We start from the raw sequence: 19952 nt of genomic DNA, 5'->3' as shown, positions 1-19952 counted from the left end.
AGTGGGCCTCAAGCCGCTCCCGGAGGGAACGGCACGGGTGAGAAGAAATTATTGATAGCCAAGGATACCACGGCGGAGGATGCCCTCCGTCTGCCCGTTGAAGGCACCCAGTCCCTTGAATTCGAGCTCGAACATGATGGCCGTATTGGTGCTGGCGGTCTGCGGATTGTAGAAATCCACGTTATTGACGTAGTGACGGCCGACCAGGCGAACGGCCACGCAGCAGCTGTCGTATTCGACACCGGCCAGCGCCTCGACGGTTTTCTTGTCCAGCACCGAGTACGTCCACCGGCCAAGCAGGCGCCAGCGGTCGGACACCGGATAGACAATCGAGGCGTCGTATTGTTCCAGCAGTACCGACGTTGCCCCCGGCTGGCGGCGGAAGCGGTAGGAGAAGTTCAGCACGCCATCGGTCTTGATGCGGTGCTGCAGCTCCACCGCGCCCATGTCCGTCTGGCGCGTGTTGGGGTTCCACTGGTAGGACGCGCTGGCGCGCCAGTCGTCGCTGAGCTGGGAGGTCAGCTGGGCGACGTAGTCCGAGCCGTTGTAGTTGGTCGCAGTGGGAATGTTGAGCGCGCCATTACCGTTGGGCAACTGCACACGCTGCTGGGTGAAATAGCGGATCTGGCCAAAGCTCAGGGCCAGTCGCTCCACACCGTTCTCGTCCAGCAGGCGCGAGGTGATCGCCGCCGTGAGGTTATTGGCGTTCATCTGGCGATCGGCGCCGGAATACTGGTTGGGCGAGAACAGCTGCCAGTAGTCGAACGACATCAGGCTGGTGTCGAACAACGGCAGGTTGTTCTGGTTGCGATACGGCACGTACAGGTAGTACAGCCGTGGCTCCAGCGTCTGGGTGTAGTTGGTGCCGAACAGCTGGGTATTGCGATCGAAGATCAGGCCGGAGTCGAGGCTGGCGATCGGCAGCGAACGGCTGGGTGTGCGGCTGGTGAACGGAGAAATGTCTCCCGTCCCCAACTGTTCGGTGTAGCCGAACTGCCGATAGTCGTTGTCCAACTGGTAGGCCGTGTAACGGTAGGCCAGCTTGGGGCGCACGAACCAGTAAGACCCCTGGAAGTCAGCCGAAATATACGGATACAGATCCAGGCGCTTGCCGTCCAGCGCATTGTTCTGCGGCAGCACCGTCACGCTCTTGCCATCCGGATTGACGGAGAAGTTAGACCATTCGCTCTTGCGGAAGGCCACCGCCTCGGTCTGGGCGCCGATCTCCAGCCAACGATTGACCGGCACATCGATGTTGAGCGTGGCGCGAGGCAGGCGCTGGTAGGGTTCGACCGAGTCCGGCAGCGTCGGGTCTACGTTCTGGTAGATGTCGCCACCGAACGATGCGTTCCACCATGTCCCGCCAGCATTCACATAGGCGCTGGACGTGAGGATCTGGGTGGCGGCTGCATAGATATCGTTGCCGAAGTCGCGCAGGTAATTGCGATCGGAGGTGCGATTGATGTTGGCGCCGAACGAGAATGGACCGCCCAGCGAGGTGTTGTTGATCCACTTGATCAGGTAACGATCATCGCCCTTGGTCTGGTCCACCACGCCAGGATCGTTGTTGCCATGGTCCTTGGGCATGTACTCGATGTTCAGCGTACCGGTGCTGCGCAGCAGGTTCAGGTAGCGAAACTCGCCGGCCAGCATGGGGCCGCGATCGCTGTAGATGCGCGGATCGAGCGTGGCGTCGTAGTTGGGCGCCAGGTTCAGGTAATACGGCGTGCTGACCATGAAGCCCGAACGGCTGGAGTTGCCCAGTGTCGGGTAGAGGAAGCCGCTCTTGCGCCGGTTATCGATCGGGAACGTGAAGTAGGGCAGGTACAGGAATGGCACGTTGGCAAAGCGCATGGTCGCCTTGCGCGCCACACCGACGCCGGTGTCCTTGTTGAGAGTCAGGTCCTTGGCCTTGAACTCCCACAGGTGGTGGCCGACGTCGCAGGTTGTGTAGATCGCATTGGTGTACTGGCTGTGCTGGGCATCGAACATGTGCCCCTGCGTGGCCGTGCCGTTGCCGCGCGATTGCAGCAACTGGTAGGTGACATTGTCGGCCACACCAGTGCTGTCGTTGGTGTTGCCGCGGATATGGTCGGCCTTCACCAGTTCGCCGGCTTCCTGGTAGCGGACATTGCCCTTGGCGTCGTAGTCGGTCGTGTCGTTGTTGTAATCGGCCGTATCCGACTGCATGCGCTGGTCGGCGCGTTCGAGCTTGACGTTGCCCTGCATGTGATAGACGGTCTGGTTGGAGCTGTCTACCTGCTCGGCCCAGGTGTAGGTGTTGGCCGTATCGCGCAGGCTGCTGTCCTTGGTCATGGTGGGATCGTAAAAATCCAGCATGGCGTTGGGACGGCAGATGGCATAGTTGTCCGGCCGGGGCGGGCACAGGAAGGTACCGAGCGGACAGACCGGCGCGGTGCCGTCCATCGATGCCTTGCGGTGGCCCTGGTTGCTCTTGGCTTGCGCGCCCGGGGCGCCGATGAGGGCGAGGGCGGCGGCTACTGCCAGAAGGCGGCGCGGGGGCAGGTGGCGTCGGGTCACGATGGCAGTCTGTCGGCAGGTGAAGGGTCGTAAAGCTATCAGAAAGCCCCCATGTAAGGCAGAGCTTTTCCAAGAGGATTCAGCCATGAGCCAAGCCAAACTGAACAAGACCGATGCCGAATGGCAGGCGGAACTGACCCCTGAGCAGTACGCGGTATGCCGTTGTTCGGCGACCGAAGCCCCTTTCAGTGGCAAGTGGTACCACCACAAAGCGTCAGGTACCTACGTGTGCGCGGCGTGTGGCGCGAAGCTGTTCGAATCCGATACCAAGTACGACTCCGGTTCGGGTTGGCCCAGTTTCTACCAGGCGCTGGACAAGTCCGCGGTGACCTTGCACGAGGACGACAGCCACGGCATGCGTCGTGTCGAGGTGTGCTGCGCGCAATGCGACTCGCACCTGGGTCATGTGTTTCCTGACGGCCCGAAGCCGACAGGTATGCGCTACTGCATCAATTCGGTGGCGCTGGATTTCGAACCGCAAGGGTAGGATCGGCGTCGGGGCGGGTTGCCGCGTCGTTGACGTTGCGAACAGAGGGACGAGAGGTGAGTGGCGAGGGCGCAAGTTCGAGCGCTCACCTCAGGTGCGTGACCCTGCGAAGTCTTCCTACGTGGGCATGGCGATCCCGAGCGGCATGGCACCCTCGTCCCTCGCCCCTGCGGCATGCTTGCCTGGATGACCCCAAAGGCCGGCATCTAGAATTCACCCAGCGCCGCCACATGCGCGCTGGCGCTGGCGGCCAGGGCGGAGAGGTTATAGCCGCCTTCCAGGCTGGAGATCACGCGGCCCTTGGCATGCGCCTGGGCCACATCGACCAGGCGCTCGGTGATCCACGCGTAGTCTTCGCTACCGAGGCGAAGATCGGCCAGCGGGTCGTCGCGATGGGCGTCGAAGCCGGCGGAAATCAGCAACAACTGCGGCTTGAAGGCCATGAGGCGCGGCAACAGCGCGCCATCCCAAAGTTCGCGAAATGCATAGGAGCCCTCACCGGGCGAGAGTGGTGCATTGACGATGTTGCCGACCCCGCGTTCGTCCTCGTGGCCCGAATCGGGATACAGCGGCGACTGGTGGCTGGATACGAACAACACGCGCGGGTCGCGTTCGAAGATCGCCTGCGTGCCATTGCCGTGGTGCACGTCGAAGTCGGCGATGGCAACACGCTTGAGCCCATGGGCATGGATCGCGTGGGTGGCGGCCACCGCGATATTGTTGAACAGGCAGAACCCCATGGCCTGGTCGCGCGTGGCGTGATGCCCTGGTGGGCGCACGGCGCAGAAGGCACGGTCGCTGGAACCTCCCAACACCGCGTCGACTGCCGCCACGGCAGCACCCGCCGCGCGCAGGGCCGCTTCGATTGAATCGGGCGAGATCACTGTGTCCTCATCCAGGCGCACATGGCCTTCAGACGGGGCGCTGGTCAGGATGCGATCGACGTAGTCGGCATCGTGGGCCCGGACCAGTTGCTCACGCGTGGCGCGCGGTGCTTCCACCCGGTCGAGTGCCGCGAAGCGGTCGTGGTCCAGCGCCTGCAGTACCGCGCGCAGGCGCAGTGGGGACTCGGCGTGTCCGGGGCCCGGATCGTGCGCCAGGCAGGTCGAGTGGGTGTACAGGCGCAGCAAGGTCACTTAAGGGTGCTCGGGTAAATCCGCGTGGATGACATGATATCTCCAAGGTTTGCCTGGCGCGCCGCGAGGCGCACCCTAGGGACCTTGGAGATATCACCCCGCACTTGGCCCACCGGCAGGCCGATGGGGCGGTTCGCCGAACGCACAGGCGCGGTGACGCTTGTACAGTCCTGCTGCGGGCCTGCTCAGGCCTTGGGTTTGCGGCGACGTTCGTGTTGCCAGAGCACTTCGCCGTGGCCGCTGGCACGCGCGAGCACGCGGCATAGCACGAACAGCAGGTCCGACAGGCGATTGAGGTAGCGCTGTGCCTGCGGACGGATCGATTCCTCGCGACCCAGCGCAATCACTTCACGCTCGGCACGCCGACAGACCGTGCGTGCCAGATGGCAGCACGAGGCGGCCATGCCGCCGCCGGGCAGGATGAAATCCTTAAGCGGCGGCAGCGGGTCGTTGAAACGATCCAGGATCTGCTCCAGGCGATCGATGTCGGCATCCTCGATCATCGCCATGCCGGGAATGCACAGCTCACCGCCCAGGTCGAACAGGTCGTGCTGGATCTGGGTCAGCGTTTCGCGGATGTCGTGATCCATACCATCGCAGGCCAGCACCATGCCGATCGTGCTGTTGAGCTCATCGACGGTGCCGTAGGCCGATACACGCAGCGAGTCCTTGCCCGTGCGCGAGCCATCGCCCAATCCCGTGCTGCCGTCGTCGCCGGTACGGGTATAGATCTTGGAGAGACGATTACCCATGCCTGGCTTACTGCCGCACGCCGTGTGCCGTGCTGCCCTTGAGGCTGCTGGCAAGCTGGGTCACCACTACGTGCAGGCCGAGGCCGACAGCCGCATAGATGGCCGTGGTCTTGAGGAAAGCCAGGTACCAGTCGCCGTAGTTGGCAAACCAGGCATGGAAGCTGCGCGGCTGCGGCACGGTGGCGCTCAGCCAGTAGTAACTGCCATTGGTCAGCGTATAGCAGACCATTTCGCTGACCAGCAAGGCGGCCACGGCCAGGCCCAGCGTGCGTACACTGAGGCCCGACTGGTGGAGAGCCAGCCAGCTGCCGCCCATCCACAGCGCCAGGTAGCCCGGCACCAGCATCCAGTAGGCGGCCGACACGCAGTAATGATCGAAGAAATTCATGCCCAGGCTGGTGATCACGTAGAAATCGACCAGCACGGCCAGGGCCATCAGCAGCGGAAAGGCCCAGCGTGCAGCACCGCGCAGCCAGAAGCCGCCGAGGAAAAAGACGGCCCACGAGGCATCGGGAAGTGCGTCAAAGTGATGCAGCCGAGTGGCCGCCATCACCAGGGCCAGGCCCAGGAAGATGCCGATGCGTTGGGTTTGCTTGGGTGCCATGAGCGCTCCGGGGCATGCTGATGAGTTTCTTGGAACGCTTAGTCTAGCTCACACTTGTACCGTCCCAGGGCACCGGGCGTCCGTGAGCGCGTATCATCGCGCTCATGCATGCTTCCGATACCTCTTCTTCCGTGGCTCCCGTACTGATCGTAGGGGGTGGACTGGTCGGCGCGAGCCTCGCCATTGCCCTGGACACGGCCGGCCGGCGGGCGATCCTGGTCGAGGCCGCCGCACCACGGGTGGATGCCCAGCCCAGCTACGACGAGCGCAACCTGGCCCTGGCGCGAACCACGGTCAACGGTCTCTCGGCCATTGGCGTGTGGCGCCACGCGTCCGCACGGGCCACGCCGATCCGGCATATCCATGTCAGCCGCGCCGGCGATTTTGGCAGCGTGCGCATGGACGCTGAACAACAAGGCGTGGATGCCCTGGGATGGACACTGCCTGCCCGCGAGCTGGGCACGGCGCTATTGCGTCGCTTGGACGAATGCCATCATCTGACCCGGCTGGCCCCGGCGCGCCTGATCGCACTGGAGCCTTGCCAGGAAGGCTGGCTGGCCAGGATCGAGACATCCGACGGGGTGCAGGCCATCAAGGCCTCATTGCTTGTCGGAGCCGATGGCACGCACTCGTTCGTGCGCCAGCAACTGGGCATTCCCGCCGAGACGATCGACTATCGGCAGACGTTATTCGTGTGCACGGTAACTCCGGAACGTGACCATGGTGGCCGCGCCTTCGAACGCTTCACGGATGCCGGCCCGGTGGCGTTGCTGCCGCTGGCCGAGCGTCGTTGCGGCCTGGTACTGACGGTGCCGGGTGAGAATGCCGGAGCGGTGGAGGCGCTGGATGATGCCGCTTATCTGACTCTGGCGCAGGAGCGTTTCGGATGGCGGCTCGGTCGCCTGTCGCGGCCTGGACGGCGGTTTCCGTATGTCATCCAGCGCGTGGCTGCCGAGCGCCTGGTCGGGCCTCGTGCGGTGCTGGTGGGGAATGCGGCGCAGACCGTTCATCCGATTGGCGCCCAGGGTTTCAACCTCGGTCTGCGCGACGCGCTGACGTTGTCGGAAATCGTCGCGACGGCCACCGATCCTGGCGAGGCGGGCCTGTTGCGGCAATACGCTGCGCGCCGGACTGAAGACCGCGAGGGCACGATGGCGATGAGCCACGGCCTCGTGCGCCTGGCCTGTCTGCCGCAGCCGGCGCTGGGGCCGTTGCGTTCGCTGGCGATGCTGGCCTGTGACCGGCTGCCGCCGTTGCGCGATCGACTGGCGCGGCGTGGCATGGGGTTTCGAGGTCAGGCGCCACGCGACGTGTTGGAGCCATTGGCATGAATACGAACGCACAAGCATTACACGCCCAGGCGCGGCGCCGGGGCCCCGCTCTGGATGTCATTGTGGTGGGTGGCGGCATGGTGGGCGCCGCTGCGGCCCTGGCCCTGGCCAGGGCCGGATTCGCCACCGCCCTGCTGGAAGCGCGCGAACCGGCGCCGTGGCATGCCGGCGACGAGGTGGACTTGCGCGTGGTGGGCCTGGCACCCTCCTCGATCGCCTTGCTGGAAGACCTGGACGTCTGGACATCCATACGCCAGGCACGCAGCGGTCCCTATGCGCACATGCACGTCTGGGACGCCCAAAGCGGTGCCTCGATCGATTTCGACGCCGCCGATGAAGGGCGCCAGTGGTTGGGTTATATCGTCGAGAACAATCTGGTGCAGTGGCAGTTGTGGCAGGCCCTGGAGCCTGCTGGCGTGCGTCGCCTGTGTCCGGCACAGGTGCGTGGCTACGAGGTGCGCGAAGACCGCGTCCAGGTAGAGCTTTCCGAGGGCGAGCCTTTGTCAGCACGCCTTTTGGTTGCCGCCGACGGCGCTGGCTCCCGACTGCGCGGCATGGCCGGCATCGATACCCATGGCCGCGATTACGCCCAGCGGGCAATCGTGGCCCATGTCGCGACCGAGCGGGCGCACCAGGACACCGCGTGGCAGCGCTTCCTGCCGACGGGACCGCTGGCTTTATTGCCCCTGGCCGATGGACGCAGTTCCATCGTCTGGTCCTTGCCTGACGACCAGGCGCAGCGCGTGCTGGCGCTGGATGACGCGGCGTTCCTGGCCGAGCTTGGCGTGGCCAGCGATTTCCGCCTGGGACCGATAACGGCCACCACGTCCCGGGCCGCATTTCCATTGAAGCTGCAATTGGCCAGGAGCTATCAGGCCGAGCGCCTGCTGTTGCTGGGTGATGCGGCCCATGCGGTACATCCACTGGCCGGGCAGGGCGTCAATCTGGGCTTGCGCGACATCGTTGAGCTACGCGATACCTTGGTCGCCGCGCGTGACGCCGGACGTGACATTGCCGCCGCCCATGTGCTTCGCCGTTATGCACGCCGTCGCCGTAGCGCCGATACGCTCGATGCGCTTGGTTTCGATGCCCTGGCGCGTATCTATGCCTGGCAGGCGCCGCCCTGGGTTGCCGCGCGTGCGATCGGGGTGCGCATGCTCAACCGGCTGGCACCGTTCAAGCGCCGCATCGCCGCCCATGCGGCGGGGCGATGAACCTTTGAACCACGAAACGCTATCCACTTTCAATACGTCAACCTGAAACATTGCGAGGATACGTCGATGCGCATGGCTCGTTTAGGTGGTTTGCTGTTGCTGGCCGGGATGTCGTTCGCCGTCCAGGCGAAAATGGTCCACAAGCCGGTCGAATGGACCCAGGACGGCACCCGCTTCCATAGCGTGCTGGTTTATGACGATGCGACCACCGCCAAGCGCCCGGGCCTGGTCATGGTGCCCAACTGGTATGGCGTCAACGAGCACGCCTTGACCAAGGCCGATGGCATCGCCGGCAAGGATTACGTCATCCTCGTCACTGACATGTATGGCGAAAAGATTCGTCCCACCAACGACGACCAGGCCAAGACGGCCGTGGGTCCGCTTTACGGCAACCGTGCCCTGATGCGCAAGCGCGTCGGCGAGGCGCTTGCGCAGCTCAAGGCGCAAGCGGGCAGCGCGCCGATCGACCTGTCGAGGCTTGCCGCGATCGGTTTCTGCTTTGGCGGTTCGGCGGTACTGGACCTGGCGCGCAGCGGCGCCGACGTGGCTGCCGTGGTGTCCTTCCATGGTGGATTGACCACGGATGATCCGTCGTTGGCCAAGAACATCAAGGCGCGTGTGCTGGTGATGAACGGGGCCGACGACAAAGGCACCATGCCCGATGCGGACAAGTTCATGGACGAGATGCGAGCAAGCGGTGCGGACTGGCAGTTCGTGGTGCTGGGCAACGCAGTGCATTGCTTCACTGAAAAAGAAAGCAACTCGCCCGGCTGCAAGTACGACGAGCGCGCCGCACAGCGCAGTTATCGCCAGATGCGTGACTGGCTGGGCGGAGCATTCGCCGGGACGCCGTGATGGGTGAGGAGTGAGGAGTGAGGAGTGAGGAGCAAAAGCGCGGCGCTTACTCGTGCGCGCGTTGTTGGAAGACGCTTTTTGCCCCAGTGCTGACTAGATGCGGATGTGCCAGGTGTTGGGCGGTTTTTTAAGTCCGCTTTGCGTTGCAAGGCGGCCTTGGCTGGAGCGACGGCTCCAGCTCCTAACCCCTCACTCCTAACTGGCTATCAGAACTTCCGCTCCACCGAATACTCGGCCAATGCCACCAGCGCGTTGCGATGCGGGGATGGTGCCAGTTCCTGCAAGGCATGGATCGCGGCCTGGGCGTGTTCGGTGGCACGCTGGTGCGTCATCTCCAGGGCGCCAGAGTCGCGGATGGCGGCGATGATGCGATCGAGCGAATCCAGGCCACCGTGCTCGATGGCGTGGCGCAGCGATTGGGCTTGTTCGGCGCTGGCGTGCCTGAGTGCATAGATCAGTGGCAGGGTGGGCTTGCCTTCGGCCAGATCGTCACCGATGTTCTTGCCCAGGGTATCGGCGTCGGAAACGTAATCGAGTAGATCATCGGCGATCTGGAAGGCATAGCCCAATTCCATGCCGTAGCGACGCAACGCGGCGACCTGCGCATCGGGCAGGCCGCCCAGGATGCCGCCCAGTTCCGTGGCCGCGGCGAATAACACTGCCGTCTTGCGCTCGATCACCGCCAGATACGCAGCTTCATCGACGTCGGCGTTGCCGATGTTGAGTAACTGCAACACCTCACCTTCGGCAATGGTATTGGTGGTATCGGCCAGGATGCGCATCACGCGCATGTCGTCCAGTTCCACCATCAACTGGAATGAGCGCGAATAGAGAAAGTCGCCGACCAGAACACTGGCGGCGTTGCCCCATAGTGCATTGGCGGTCTTGCGTCCCCGGCGCAGGTCGGACTCGTCCACCACGTCGTCGTGTAGCAGCGTGGAAGTGTGGATGAACTCGATGACCGCGGCCAGCTTAATGTGCTGATCGCCGCGATAACCCGCGGTTGCCGCCGAAAGAACGTGCAGCATCGGCCGTAAGCGCTTGCCGCCGCCGGCAATGATGTGGTCGGCGATCTGGTTGATCAACACCACATCGGAGGACAGGCGATGCCGGATCAGCGCGTCCACGCGTTGCATGTCCTCGGCGGCCAGCGCGCGCACGGCGGTGAAGTCGGCGGTACGAATGGCGTCGGCGGAAGTCGTGGTCATGGGGATGTCGCAACGGAAATTCCCCCGATTATAGACGCATGGCGTGCACAGACCGCGACATGTCGCCGCAACAGGTGCCACGAACGGCAGCCTATACTTCACGAATCGTCGATTTTCGGCCAGATGCAGCTTTCCGGTGAGCAAATTATCCAGCCTCGAACGTCGTAGCGCCCTGACGCTTGCCTGTGTAATCAGTCTGCGCCTGTTTGGCCTGTTCCTGATCATGCCGGTGTTTTCGCTTTATGCGCAGCATTTGCCCGGTGCTACGCCTTTGCTGATTGGTCTGGCCCTGGGTGTCTACGGCCTGGGGCAGGTGCTGTTGCAGATTCCCCTGGGCATGCTGTCCGACCGGATTGGCCGCAAGCCGGCTATTACGCTGGGGCTGCTATTGTTTGCGGTCGGCGGTTTCGTGGCGGCGTTCGCATCGAGCCTGGTCGGTATCGTCATCGGCCGAGCGTTGCAGGGCATGGGGGCTGTGGCGGGAGCGGGCACGGCGCTGGCGGCCGATCTCACTGCCGAACAGCATCGGGGCAAGGTCATGGGAATTATTGGAGTTTCCATCGGCGTGGCCTTCCTGCTCGCCCTGATTCTCGGGCCGCCGCTGGAGGCCATCCATGGCCTGCCGGGATTGTTCGCAGCCACCTCGGTGCTCGCGTTGATGTCCCTGGTGCTGCTATGGCTGGTGGTGCCAACGCCACAGCGGCGTCACGCCGACGCACAGGCTGGCACGACGCAGGTGCTGGGCATGCTGCGCGACAGTCGCATGTTGGTACTCAACGGTTCGGTCTTTTTCCTGCACGCCTTGTTGACGGCCAGTTTCGTCGGCCTGCCGCTGCTGCTGGCCCAACGGTTGAACTTGCCGGTCAGCCGCCATTGGGAACTGTATTTGCCCGTGATGACCATTGCAGCGTTCGTCATGGGCGCATGCCTGCATCGCATGCGCGATTTGCGGCAGAGCCTGAAGATCGTGATGCTCTGTGTCGTCACGATCGGCGTAGCGCTGATGATGCTTGGCCTGGCAGGGGCGCACCTGGCGCTGCTGGGCGTTGCCGCGACGATGTTCTTTTCCGCGTTCAACTTGCTGGAGGCCGCCCTGCCGAGCCTGGTGTCCAGGTTGGCACCGGGCCACCTGCGTGGCGCGGCCATGGGGGCTTATTCCACCAGCCAGTTCATGGGGGCTTTCGTGGGCGGAACGGTTGGCGGTATTGCCCTGGGGCGCTTGGGTGTCGATGGTGTCTTCCTTTGCGCAGCCCTGATGACGTTGCTGTGGCTGCCCCTGGTGATATCCGGGGCACGCCGAATCCGCCGCACGGATCCGGCATTGGCGTAGACTGATTCCGATCCAGGCGGCCGAAAGCCTGGAATCGGGTCTGTTCGCCCCCACGTGGCAGCGCAGGGAACAAACTTTTCGAGGCGCATCACCGATGGCCAGCCACATCATCGCTCTCATCGCGGAATACGGCGCCATGTTGGTGTTTTTCAATGTGCTGGTCGAGCAGGCTGGCCTGCCGGTACCGGCTGTACCCACGTTGGTGATCGCCGGGGCCTTGGCCGCCAATGGCCAGTTGCCGTTGGCCTCGGTGGTGAGTGCGGCCGTGCTCGGTTGCCTGCTCAGTGACTTGGTGTGGTACTGGGCGGGGCGTCGGTACGGCTCAGGCGTGATGCGCACCATCTGTCGCATTTCGTTGTCGCCCGATTCGTGCGTCAAGCAATCGGAATTGCGTTTCCAGCGCTGGCGGGGCCGCGTGTTGCTGGTGGCCAAGTTCATCCCCGGCCTGTCGACCGTGGCACCGCCCCTGGTGGGCGCGATGGGACTGCGGCCTTGGGCATTCATCGCGCTGGACATGGTCGGCTCGCTGCTATGGGCTGGCGTGGCGATTGGCCTTGGTTTTGCGTTCTCCACTCAGATCGACCACGTACTCGCGTTGCTGTCCAGCGCCGGAACCATGGCATTGAAAGCCATCATCGTGCTGCTGGTGCTGTACATCGCCGTCAAATGGTGGCAGCGCAGACGCCTGCTTCATTCCTTGCGCATGGCGCGCATCACGGTGGACGAACTGTCCTCGGCCATCACTTCCGGCCAGACCCCCATCGTCGTCGACGTTCGTTCGCCCGCGGCGCGCGTGGTCGATCCGCGCGTGATTCCTGGTGCGCTGATGGCCGACCTGCGAAGTGTGGAGCAGGTGTTGCACGACATTCCGCATGATCGTGAGCTGATCATTTATTGCAGTTGCCCCAACGAGATTTCCGCCGCAGCGGCGGCCAAGACGCTGATCGAACACGGCTACCATCATGTGCGCCCGTTGCTGGGCGGCCTGGATGCCTGGGACGCGGCCGGTTACGCCATTGATCACATCGCACCACCCGGAGAAGAGGGCGTGGTGGTCTTGCCAGTGGCCTGACGGCGACTTCAGTCGCCAAGCAAGGCGCGGCGAGGTCGCGGCCTGGGGGCCTCAGAGCCTCAACCTGCGACTGAATCGCAGGTTGCATCGCGAATGAATTGGCTCCTACCAGGTGGTACGCGCCATTTTTTTACGCTTTCTATATGTCTTGGCCTGATCTCGCTACCCCTTTCTTATACGCCGGTTTCTATAGTTCGCCCCGTCGCATCCTCTGCCTCACCGGCTCCTCCATGGATATTGTCTACCTGTTGTTCTGCTTCGTGCTCAGTGCGGCCAGTATTGGCTTTCTGCTGATCTGCGACCGCCTCGGCCGCCGTCCCTGACATTCGTCACTTCGAATTCGCTGGATTTCCCATGACCTTCGTTTATGTCGTGGCCGCCGTTATCGCGGTGGCGCTGACGGGCTACCTGTGCGTGGCCTTGCTCAAACCGGAGTGGTTCGAATGACCACGAACGATTTTTTCCAGGTGGCTCTCTATCTGGTCGTATTGCTGTTGCTGGTCAAGCCGATGGGGCAGTACATGGCCCTGGTGTTCGCTGAGACGCCCAATCGTGTGACGCGATGGGGTGCGCCCGTCGAGCGCCTGCTCTACCGGCTGTCGGGCATTCGTGCCGAGGACGATATGAGCTGGCGGCGTTACGCCATGACGATGCTTTTGTTCAACGTGGCAGGCTTGCTGGCGGTGTACGTGTTGCAGCGTGTGCAGCAGTGGTTGCCGCTCAATCCGCAGCACCTGGGTGCGATCACCCCCGATTCGGCGATGAATACCGCCATCAGCTTTGTCACCAATACCAACTGGCAGGGGTATGCGGGTGAGAGTTCCATGAGCTATCTCACCCAGATGCTGGGCATGGCGGTGCAAAACTTCCTTTCGGCAGCTACCGGTATCGCCGTGCTGATTGCGGTGATTCGCGGCTTTGTGCGCCGTAGTTCGCTGAGCATCGGCAATTTCTGGGTCGACATGACGCGCAGCACGATTTACATCTTGCTACCGCTATCTTTCGTCATGGCGTTGCTGCTGGTATCGCAAGGCGTGGTGCAGAATTTCAAGGCGTATGTGGATGTGCCGCTGACGCAGCCCATCGTTGCCACCGAGGTCGTGAAGGATACCCAAGGCTATACGCTCAAGGACGCCGCTGGGCATGATGTGACCCGAGACACGCCGGTGCGGGTGCAGACCTTGCCGATGGGACCGGCCGCATCACAGATCGCGATCAAGCACCTTGGCACCAATGGCGGTGGCTTCTTCAACGCCAATTCGGCGCATCCTTATGAAAACCCGACCCCTCTGTCGAATTTCATCGAGATGCTGGCGATCCTGCTGATTCCCGGCGGTTTGTGCATCACGTTCGGCTGCATGGTAGGCGATCGCCGTCAGGGCTGGGCGATTCTTTGCACGATGTTGCTGATCTTCGTGCCGTTGACGTTCGCCGCGGTCATGGCCGAGCAGGCGGGCAATCCGGTGTTGCATGGGCTTTCCATCGACCAGCAGGCCTCGGCACTGCAAGCAGGCGGCAATATGGAAGGCAAGGAGACGCGCTTCGGTATTGCCGCCAGCGGCCTGTTTGCCGCAGTGACGACCGCTGCCTCCTGCGGCGCGGTGAACGCCATGCACGACTCGCTGACCCCTCTGGGTGGCCTGGTGCCGATGTGGCTGATGCAACTGGGCGAGGTGATCTTCGGCGGAGTGGGCTCGGGCTTGTACGGCATGCTGGCGTTCGCTGTGGTTGCCGTATTCATTGCGGGCCTGATGGTGGGGCGCACGCCGGAGTACCTGGGCAAGAAGATCGAAGCGCATGAGATGAAGATGGCCAGCCTGGCCGTGTTGCTGCCGTGCGCGCTGGTCGTGATCTGCACCGCGATCGCGGTGCTTGTGCCAGCGGGTGTGGCGGGTATCGGCAATCCCGGTGTGCACGGTTTCAGCGAAGTGCTGTACGCGGTGAGTTCGGCATCCAACAACAACGGCAGTGCGTTTGGCGGACTTTCGGCCAACACGCCGTTCTGGAACACCCTGCTTGGCGTGTGCATGTTCTTCGCGCGCTTTCCCCTGGCTATCGCGATGCTCGCGATGGCCGGCTCCCTGGCGGCCAAGCGCCATGTACCGCCCTCGGCAGGCACGCTGCCCACCCATACGCCGCTGTTCGTGATCCTGCTGGCCTGCGTGGTGATTGTGGTGGGTGCCTTGACCTTCCTGCCAGCGCTGGCGCTTGGGCCCATTGCCGAATACCTGATGTCCGGACACTGATTGATGACTACGCCAACCCATGCTGTACGCGGCTTCGACCGCGAGTTGATCCTCAAAGCCGTGGCCGACTCGTTTCGCAAGCTATCGCCGCGATTGCAGTTCCGAAATCCGGTGATGTTCGTGGTATTCGTATGCAGCGTGCTGACTACATTGCTGTGGATCCAGGCCATCGTCGGTCATGGCGAAGCGCCGGCCAGCTTCATCTTCTGGGTAAGCATATGGCTGTGGTTCACGCTGCTGTTCGCCAATTTTGCTGAAGCCTTGGCCGAGGGGCGCGGTAAGGCACAAGCCGCTGCGCTGCGCAGTTCGCGCAAGAACGTGATGGCCAAGAAGCTGGCCGGCCCCGATCGCAGCGCGGCGATCACATTCGCCGAATCGAGCGACCTGCGTAGCGGTGACTACGTGCTGGTGGAGGCCAACGAGTTGCTGCCCGGGGACGGCGAGGTGGTGGTCGGTGCCGCGAGCGTGGATGAAAGTGCCATCACTGGTGAGTCGGCGCCGGTGATCCGTGAATCGGGCGGTGATCGCAGCGCGGTGACCGGCGGAACGCGCGTGCTATCCGATTGGCTGGTGGTGCGTATCACCAGCAATCCAGGCGAAAGCTTTCTTGACCGCATGATTGCGATGGTCGAAGGTGCCGCACGCCGCAAGACGCCCAACGAGATCGCACTGACCATTCTGTTGGCCAAGTTCACGCTGATCTTCCTGTTGGCTTGTGCCACGCTGCTGCCGTATTCGATCTACAGCGTACAGGCGGCCGGGAAAGGCAACCCAATCACCTTGACCGTATTGGTGGCGCTGCTGGTCTGTCTGATCCCAACGACCATCGGTGCGTTGCTATCGGCCATCGGCATAGCCGGTATGGATCGCATGATTCGCGCCAATGTCATCGCCACCTCTGGTCGTGCGGTGGAAGCGGCAGGCGACGTGGATGTGCTGCTGCTCGACAAGACCGGCACCATCACCCTGGGTAACCGCCAGGCCGTGGCTTTCATGCCGGCACCGGGGGTGGAAGAAGTACGCCTGGCCGACGCCGCGCAGTTAGCTTCCTTGGCCGATGAAACACCCGAAGGGCGCAGCGTCGTGGTGCTGGCCAAGGAGCGCTTCAACCTGCGCGAACGGCAGTTGCAGGAGGGGCAGGCGCAGTTCGTGCCCTTTACCGCGCAGACGCGCATGAGTGGGGTGGACATCGGTGAGCGTCGTATCCGCAAGGGCGCATTGGATGCTGTCGAGCGATATCTGGAATCGGTAGGTAGCCATCTGCCGCCCCTGGTCAAGCGCATGGCCGAAGACGTCGCCCGTCGCGGCGCCACGCCGCTGATCGTGGTGGAAGGGTCGGTTGCGCTTGGCGTGATCGAGTTGAAGGACATCGTCAAGGGCGGCATTCGCGAGCGATTCGCCGAAATGCGCCGGATGGGCATCAAGACCGTGATGATCACCGGTGACAACCCGCTGACCGCCGCGGCCATTGCCGCCGAAGCAGGCGTGGATGACTTCCTTGCCGAAGCGACGCCGGAAGCCAAGCTCAAGCTCATTCGCAGCATTCAGGCTGAGAACCGCTTGGTGGCAATGTGTGGCGATGGCACCAACGACGCCCCGGCGCTGGCGCAGGCCGATGTGGCGGTCGCCATGAATACCGGCACCCAGGCGGCAAAAGAAGCGGGCAACATGGTCGATCTCGATTCCAATCCGACCAAGCTGATCGAGGTGGTGGAGATCGGCAAGCAGATGCTGATCACACGCGGCGCGCTGACTACCTTCTCCATTTCCAACGACATCGCCAAGTATTTCGCGATCATTCCGGCGGCGTTCGCTACTACATATCCAGCGCTCAATGCACTCAACGTCATGCGCCTGGCGACTCCGCAGAGCGCAATTCTCTCGGCGGTGATCTTCAATGCGCTGATCATCATCTTCCTGATTCCGCTGGCCTTGAAAGGCGTGAAATATCGAGCTCTTGGCGCGGGTGCTCTCTTGCGTCGAAACCTGCTGGTCTACGGCCTGGGTGGCATCGCGGTGCCTTTTATTGGCATCAAGTTGATCGACCTTTTGCTGGTGCTTTGCGGGTTGGCGTGATTTCTTTCTACAAGGAAAACGAGCAAGTCATGAATACCTTGAAGCTTTCGGTGTCCCTTCCCGACGAAACCCACCCGGAGATGGAGCTGCGGTTGTCGGCCAATGACGCGGCGTGCGATGTCGTGATAGCGCTGCCGGTGCACGGAAAGCCCCGTGTCGTGCCATGCGCGGCCGATGCGCAGGTCCCACAAAACGATGACTACGTGCTGGGCGGCTACGCCGGCATCTGAGTTCACCGCTAAGCCCTGCGGGGCTGTCGCTCCCGCAGATAACGATTCATCTACCTGAGGCGGTCCGTTGCGGGACCGGTTTAGACCACTTATGTCTGTAAAGAACGTTCTCGCATTTGCCTTGATGATCGGGCTGGCTCCGGCTGGCAGGGCCATGGCTAATGACCCGCCTGCGTCGCCGGCTCCGGCCCAGGCCGCCAGTGCCGATTGCTCGCACGGCTTTTTCTCGCGTCTTGCCGCCGCGTACCGGGAGGATGCGCAGCCGACCGATTCGAACGCGCCCGCGCCCGCACGGCGAGCGATGGAGTCGCCATTTGATTCGGCGCCGTTCCCTTCGGCTGAATGGCAGCTCGGAGGCGTGGATTATCCGATAGGCGTGCCTAACGAGAATTCACAATATCCGCTGGAGAAGTCGTTGGCTTGTACCCGGGTCGGCCATTGGATGCAAGACAACCATATCGAGATGTATGGTTGGATCAATCCCTCGGCCAACCTCAGTACATCGAGCTTTACAAACTACCCGCTGTCCTACGCCACACGACCCAACCGCATAGAATTCAACCAGTTCCTGTTTCGTTTGCAGCGTGTACCAGATACGGTGCAGACCGATCACCTGGATTGGGGTTTTCACTTCGACAACCTCTACGGCTTCGACTACCACTACACCACCATGAAAGGTGTGTTCAGTAATCAATTGCTGAATCATCCGAATGCAAACGGTCCGCTTGCTGGCAAGATCTATGGCGATGATCCCATGATCTGGTTTGTAGACCTCTATATCCCATGGGTCGCCCAAGGCATGGTGGTCACGGCGGGCCGTTACTTGTCGCTGCCTGATATCGAGGCGCAGTTTTCCCCGAACAATTACCTGCTGACGCACTCGATTCTCTATACGGTCGATGCATATACGAATACAGGTATCATCACCACCACGAAACTCAACGACCAGTGGACGCTTCAGCTGGGAATCCACGGAGGGGATGATTCGGCGGTGTGGGACGACACAAGTCGCGCCAGTTTTCAGGGCTGTGTACGGTGGGTATCAAAGTCGAACGACGACATGCTTTATCCATGCGTCGAGTCCTACAATCGATCCAGGCAGACCTATAACAATCTGCAGGAGTTCGTGCTGACCTGGGGGCATCGTTTTACGCGCAACGTGCACATGCTGACTGAGGCATATCGCATCTATGTCCGTGATCAGCCGGGTGCTCCACTTGGCAAGCCGGGTTATGCCCTCGGCGAGGCACCTCCCTATCCGGCGGGCCACAATCCCGCATTCGGCATCGTCAACTATTTCAACATCGAACTCGATCCCAAGAACATGGTGTCGATACGCAACGAGTTCTACAACGACGAGCAGGGGCAGCGAACCACGTTCGCAACGCGTTACTCCAGCCACACGATCGGCCTCACGCATTGGGTTTCTCAGGACCTGGAGATCCGGCCCGAGTTTCGCTATGAGAGGGCGTACGACTTTCCTGCTTACAACAACGGTAAGCGCAACTATCAGGTTACTGCCCTGGTTGACGCCATCCTGCACTATTGAAAAGGCCTGTCCCATGAAGCAGCTACGTTCGATCGCTTCGATGCTCCTGCTGATGACGCTGATCACCGGGGTCGTGTACCCGCTGGCGGTCACCGGTGCCGCCCAGTTGATCTTTCCCTCGCAGGCCAACGGCAGCCTGGTCGAACAGGGCGGGCACGCGGTGGGTTCGCGCCTGATCGGCCAATCGTTCACCGACCCCAGGTATTTCTGGGGTCGGCCGTCGGCCACCTCGCCCATGGCCAATAACGGCATGGCATCGGGAGGTTCCAACCTGGGGCCGACCAATCCGGCGCTTGCCGATGTCGTCAAGCAACGGATCGATGCTTTGCGTGCGGTCGATCCGGGTAATGCGGCACCGGTACCCATCGACCTGGTGACTGCCTCGGGCAGCGGATTGGACCCAGAGATCAGCCCGGCGGCGGCGCAATATCAGGTCGCACGCATCGCGCGCGAGCGGCATATCGACGCCGGTCGGGTGAAAACACTCGTTGCCCAGGCAACGTCGGGCCGCCAGTGGGGCGTATTGGGCGAGCCGCGCGTCAATGTGTTGCAGCTCAACCTCGCCCTGGATGACGCGCAAACGCGGTAGACTTTTTGCCGCGCGCATGATGGGGGCGGCAAGTCGAAAGCAGGCGATGAGGGCATGCAGCATGGTCATTACCGATATCGCTTCGATCCTTCTGCGTGGGAGTCTGAGACGTGTCCGCACCCTCCCGTGAAGCGCGGGCCGATGCCCTCCTCGGCAAGGCCACTGAGGAGAACGCGCAACGGCTCAAGATCTTTCTCGGTGCGGCGCCGGGCGTGGGCAAGACCTTCGCCATGCTGTCGGCTGCCCGCGAACTGAAACGGCAGGGCGTGGACGTCGTGGTCGGTTTGGTCGAGACCCATGGCCGTGTAGAAACCCAGGCCCTGCTCGAAGGCCTGGAGGTCTTGCCGCGTCGCACCGTGGAATACCGGGACAAGCGTTTCTCCGAATTCGATCTCGACGCCGCGCTGGCCCGTCGTCCCGCCGTGGTACTCGTCGACGAACTGGCACATGGCAACCTGCCAGGTGGCCGACATGAGCGGCGTTGGCAGGATATCGCCGAGCTGCTCGATGCCGGGATAGAGGTCTATACCGCCCTCAACGTGCAGCACTTGGAAAGCCTCAACGATCAGGTGCGGCGCATCACCGGCATCACGGTTCGTGAAACCGTACCCGATGCGTTCCTGGACCGTGCGCGGGACATCGTGCTGATCGACCTTCCGCCGCGCGAGCTCATCCAGCGACTCAAGCAGGGCAAGGTTTACGTGCCGGAAACGGCGGCTGCTGCACTGGATG

17 protein-coding genes and 1 pseudogene are annotated in these 19952 nt (G+C 62.6%); 13 read left to right on the top strand and 5 right to left on the bottom strand.

All coding sequences use genetic code 11. The features are described from left to right. Positions 1 to 48: 48 nt before the first annotated feature. Positions 49 to 2541, bottom strand: coding sequence for an LPS-assembly protein LptD (locus VF436_RS20605; RefSeq protein ID WP_330905930.1), 2493 nt, complete (start codon positions 2539 to 2541; stop codon positions 49 to 51). Positions 2542 to 2626: 85 nt separating this feature from the next. Between VF436_RS20605 and msrB the strand changes: the two genes are divergently transcribed. Then, entirely contained in the window at positions 2627 to 3028 is a 402-nt protein-coding gene (gene msrB / locus VF436_RS20600; RefSeq protein ID WP_330905929.1) for a peptide-methionine (R)-S-oxide reductase MsrB, read from the top strand. Between the two features lie 206 nt (positions 3029 to 3234). Here msrB and VF436_RS20595 read toward each other — a convergent pair whose 3' ends face one another. The 3 genes from VF436_RS20595 to VF436_RS20585 form a co-directional block, all read right to left on the bottom strand. Next, entirely contained in the window at positions 3235 to 4155 is a 921-nt protein-coding gene (locus VF436_RS20595) for a histone deacetylase family protein (RefSeq protein WP_330905938.1), read from the bottom strand. Positions 4156 to 4349: 194 nt separating this feature from the next. Then, the gene (locus tag VF436_RS20590; protein ID WP_330905928.1) at positions 4350 to 4916 is read right to left on the bottom strand and encodes a cob(I)yrinic acid a,c-diamide adenosyltransferase; all 567 of its coding nucleotides are present in this window, start codon (positions 4914 to 4916) and stop codon (positions 4350 to 4352) included. 7 nt (positions 4917 to 4923) lie between these two features. Then, positions 4924 to 5520 carry a hypothetical protein gene (locus VF436_RS20585; RefSeq protein ID WP_330905927.1) on the bottom strand — a complete coding sequence of 199 codons (597 nt, stop codon included), beginning with the start codon at positions 5518 to 5520 and terminating at the stop codon, positions 4924 to 4926. A 104-nt stretch (positions 5521 to 5624) separates the two neighbouring features. Between VF436_RS20585 and ubiH the strand changes: the two genes are divergently transcribed. The 3 genes from ubiH to VF436_RS20570 all read left to right on the top strand — a co-directional run bounded on the left by ubiH (position 5625) and on the right by VF436_RS20570 (position 8920). Continuing rightward, positions 5625 to 6851, top strand: a complete 1227-nt coding sequence (gene ubiH, locus VF436_RS20580) for a 2-octaprenyl-6-methoxyphenyl hydroxylase (protein WP_330905926.1) — start codon at positions 5625 to 5627, stop codon at positions 6849 to 6851. Then, on the top strand, positions 6848 to 8065 hold the full coding sequence (locus VF436_RS20575; protein ID WP_330905925.1) for a UbiH/UbiF/VisC/COQ6 family ubiquinone biosynthesis hydroxylase: 1218 nt from the start codon (positions 6848 to 6850) through the stop codon (positions 8063 to 8065). The genes ubiH and VF436_RS20575 overlap by 4 nt, the downstream gene beginning before the upstream one ends. 66 nt (positions 8066 to 8131) lie before the next feature. Continuing rightward, positions 8132 to 8920 carry a dienelactone hydrolase family protein gene (locus VF436_RS20570; protein ID WP_330905924.1) on the top strand — a complete coding sequence of 263 codons (789 nt, stop codon included), beginning with the start codon at positions 8132 to 8134 and terminating at the stop codon, positions 8918 to 8920. Positions 8921 to 9126: 206 nt separating this feature from the next. Here VF436_RS20570 and VF436_RS20565 read toward each other — a convergent pair whose 3' ends face one another. Next, positions 9127 to 10128, bottom strand: coding sequence for a polyprenyl synthetase family protein (locus tag VF436_RS20565; RefSeq protein WP_330905923.1), 1002 nt, complete (start codon positions 10126 to 10128; stop codon positions 9127 to 9129). Positions 10129 to 10264: 136 nt separating this feature from the next. On the opposite strand from VF436_RS20565, the gene VF436_RS20560 reads away from it, so the two are divergent. From VF436_RS20560 to VF436_RS20520, 9 genes and pseudogenes are all read left to right on the top strand, one after another. Continuing rightward, complete coding sequence (locus tag VF436_RS20560; RefSeq protein ID WP_330905922.1) at positions 10265 to 11458, top strand: MFS transporter; 1194 nt, start codon at positions 10265 to 10267, stop codon at positions 11456 to 11458. 106 nt (positions 11459 to 11564) lie between these two features. Further along, complete coding sequence (locus tag VF436_RS20555; protein WP_330905937.1) at positions 11565 to 12530, top strand: DedA family protein/thiosulfate sulfurtransferase GlpE; 966 nt, start codon at positions 11565 to 11567, stop codon at positions 12528 to 12530. 354 nt (positions 12531 to 12884) lie between these two features. Beyond that, positions 12885 to 12977: a K(+)-transporting ATPase subunit F gene (kdpF, locus tag VF436_RS20550; RefSeq protein ID WP_330905921.1), complete on the top strand. Its 93-nt coding sequence runs from the start codon at positions 12885 to 12887 to the stop codon at positions 12975 to 12977. After that, positions 12974 to 14776: a potassium-transporting ATPase subunit KdpA gene (kdpA, locus tag VF436_RS20545; RefSeq protein ID WP_330905920.1), complete on the top strand. Its 1803-nt coding sequence runs from the start codon at positions 12974 to 12976 to the stop codon at positions 14774 to 14776. The genes kdpF and kdpA overlap by 4 nt, the downstream gene beginning before the upstream one ends. A gap of 3 nt (positions 14777 to 14779) precedes the next feature. Beyond that, positions 14780 to 16852 carry a potassium-transporting ATPase subunit KdpB gene (gene kdpB / locus VF436_RS20540; protein WP_330905919.1) on the top strand — a complete coding sequence of 691 codons (2073 nt, stop codon included), beginning with the start codon at positions 14780 to 14782 and terminating at the stop codon, positions 16850 to 16852. 29 nt (positions 16853 to 16881) lie between these two features. Continuing rightward, positions 16882 to 17082: a hypothetical protein gene (locus tag VF436_RS20535; protein ID WP_330905918.1), complete on the top strand. Its 201-nt coding sequence runs from the start codon at positions 16882 to 16884 to the stop codon at positions 17080 to 17082. A gap of 154 nt (positions 17083 to 17236) precedes the next feature. Beyond that, entirely contained in the window at positions 17237 to 18631 is a 1395-nt protein-coding gene (locus VF436_RS20530) for an outer membrane beta-barrel protein (RefSeq protein WP_330905917.1), read from the top strand. A gap of 13 nt (positions 18632 to 18644) precedes the next feature. After that, positions 18645 to 19220 (top strand): potassium-transporting ATPase subunit KdpC, encoded by a 576-nt coding sequence (gene kdpC, locus VF436_RS20525; RefSeq protein ID WP_330905916.1) that lies wholly within the window; start codon positions 18645 to 18647, stop codon positions 19218 to 19220. 110 nt (positions 19221 to 19330) lie between these two features. Beyond that, a pseudogene (locus VF436_RS20520) lies at positions 19331 to 19952 on the top strand (histidine kinase); the annotation flags it as partial.

It is taken from the genome of Dyella sp. (assembly GCF_036384435.1).
GTDB lineage: Bacteria > Pseudomonadota > Gammaproteobacteria > Xanthomonadales > Rhodanobacteraceae > GSA-30.
This window is presented reverse-complemented; position numbering and strand designations above follow the sequence as displayed.

Excerpts from the sequence above, each read along its gene's own strand:
- msrB (WP_330905929.1), top strand. The coding sequence starts at position 2,627 with ATGAGCCAAGCCAAACTGAACAAGACCGATGCCGAATGGCAGGCGGAA.
- VF436_RS20590 (WP_330905928.1), bottom strand. The coding sequence starts at position 4,916 with ATGGGTAATCGTCTCTCCAAGATCTATACCCGTACCGGCGACGACGGC.
- VF436_RS20585 (WP_330905927.1), bottom strand. The coding sequence starts at position 5,520 with ATGGCACCCAAGCAAACCCAACGCATCGGCATCTTCCTGGGCCTGGCC.
- ubiH (WP_330905926.1), top strand. The coding sequence starts at position 5,625 with ATGCATGCTTCCGATACCTCTTCTTCCGTGGCTCCCGTACTGATCGTA.
- VF436_RS20575 (WP_330905925.1), top strand. The coding sequence starts at position 6,848 with ATGAATACGAACGCACAAGCATTACACGCCCAGGCGCGGCGCCGGGGC.
- VF436_RS20570 (WP_330905924.1), top strand. The coding sequence starts at position 8,132 with ATGCGCATGGCTCGTTTAGGTGGTTTGCTGTTGCTGGCCGGGATGTCG.
- VF436_RS20565 (WP_330905923.1), bottom strand. The coding sequence starts at position 10,128 with ATGACCACGACTTCCGCCGACGCCATTCGTACCGCCGACTTCACCGCC.
- kdpF (WP_330905921.1), top strand. The coding sequence starts at position 12,885 with ATGACCTTCGTTTATGTCGTGGCCGCCGTTATCGCGGTGGCGCTGACG.
- kdpA (WP_330905920.1), top strand. The coding sequence starts at position 12,974 with ATGACCACGAACGATTTTTTCCAGGTGGCTCTCTATCTGGTCGTATTG.
- kdpB (WP_330905919.1), top strand. The coding sequence starts at position 14,780 with ATGACTACGCCAACCCATGCTGTACGCGGCTTCGACCGCGAGTTGATC.
- VF436_RS20535 (WP_330905918.1), top strand. The coding sequence starts at position 16,882 with ATGAATACCTTGAAGCTTTCGGTGTCCCTTCCCGACGAAACCCACCCG.
- VF436_RS20530 (WP_330905917.1), top strand. The coding sequence starts at position 17,237 with ATGGCTAATGACCCGCCTGCGTCGCCGGCTCCGGCCCAGGCCGCCAGT.
- kdpC (WP_330905916.1), top strand. The coding sequence starts at position 18,645 with ATGAAGCAGCTACGTTCGATCGCTTCGATGCTCCTGCTGATGACGCTG.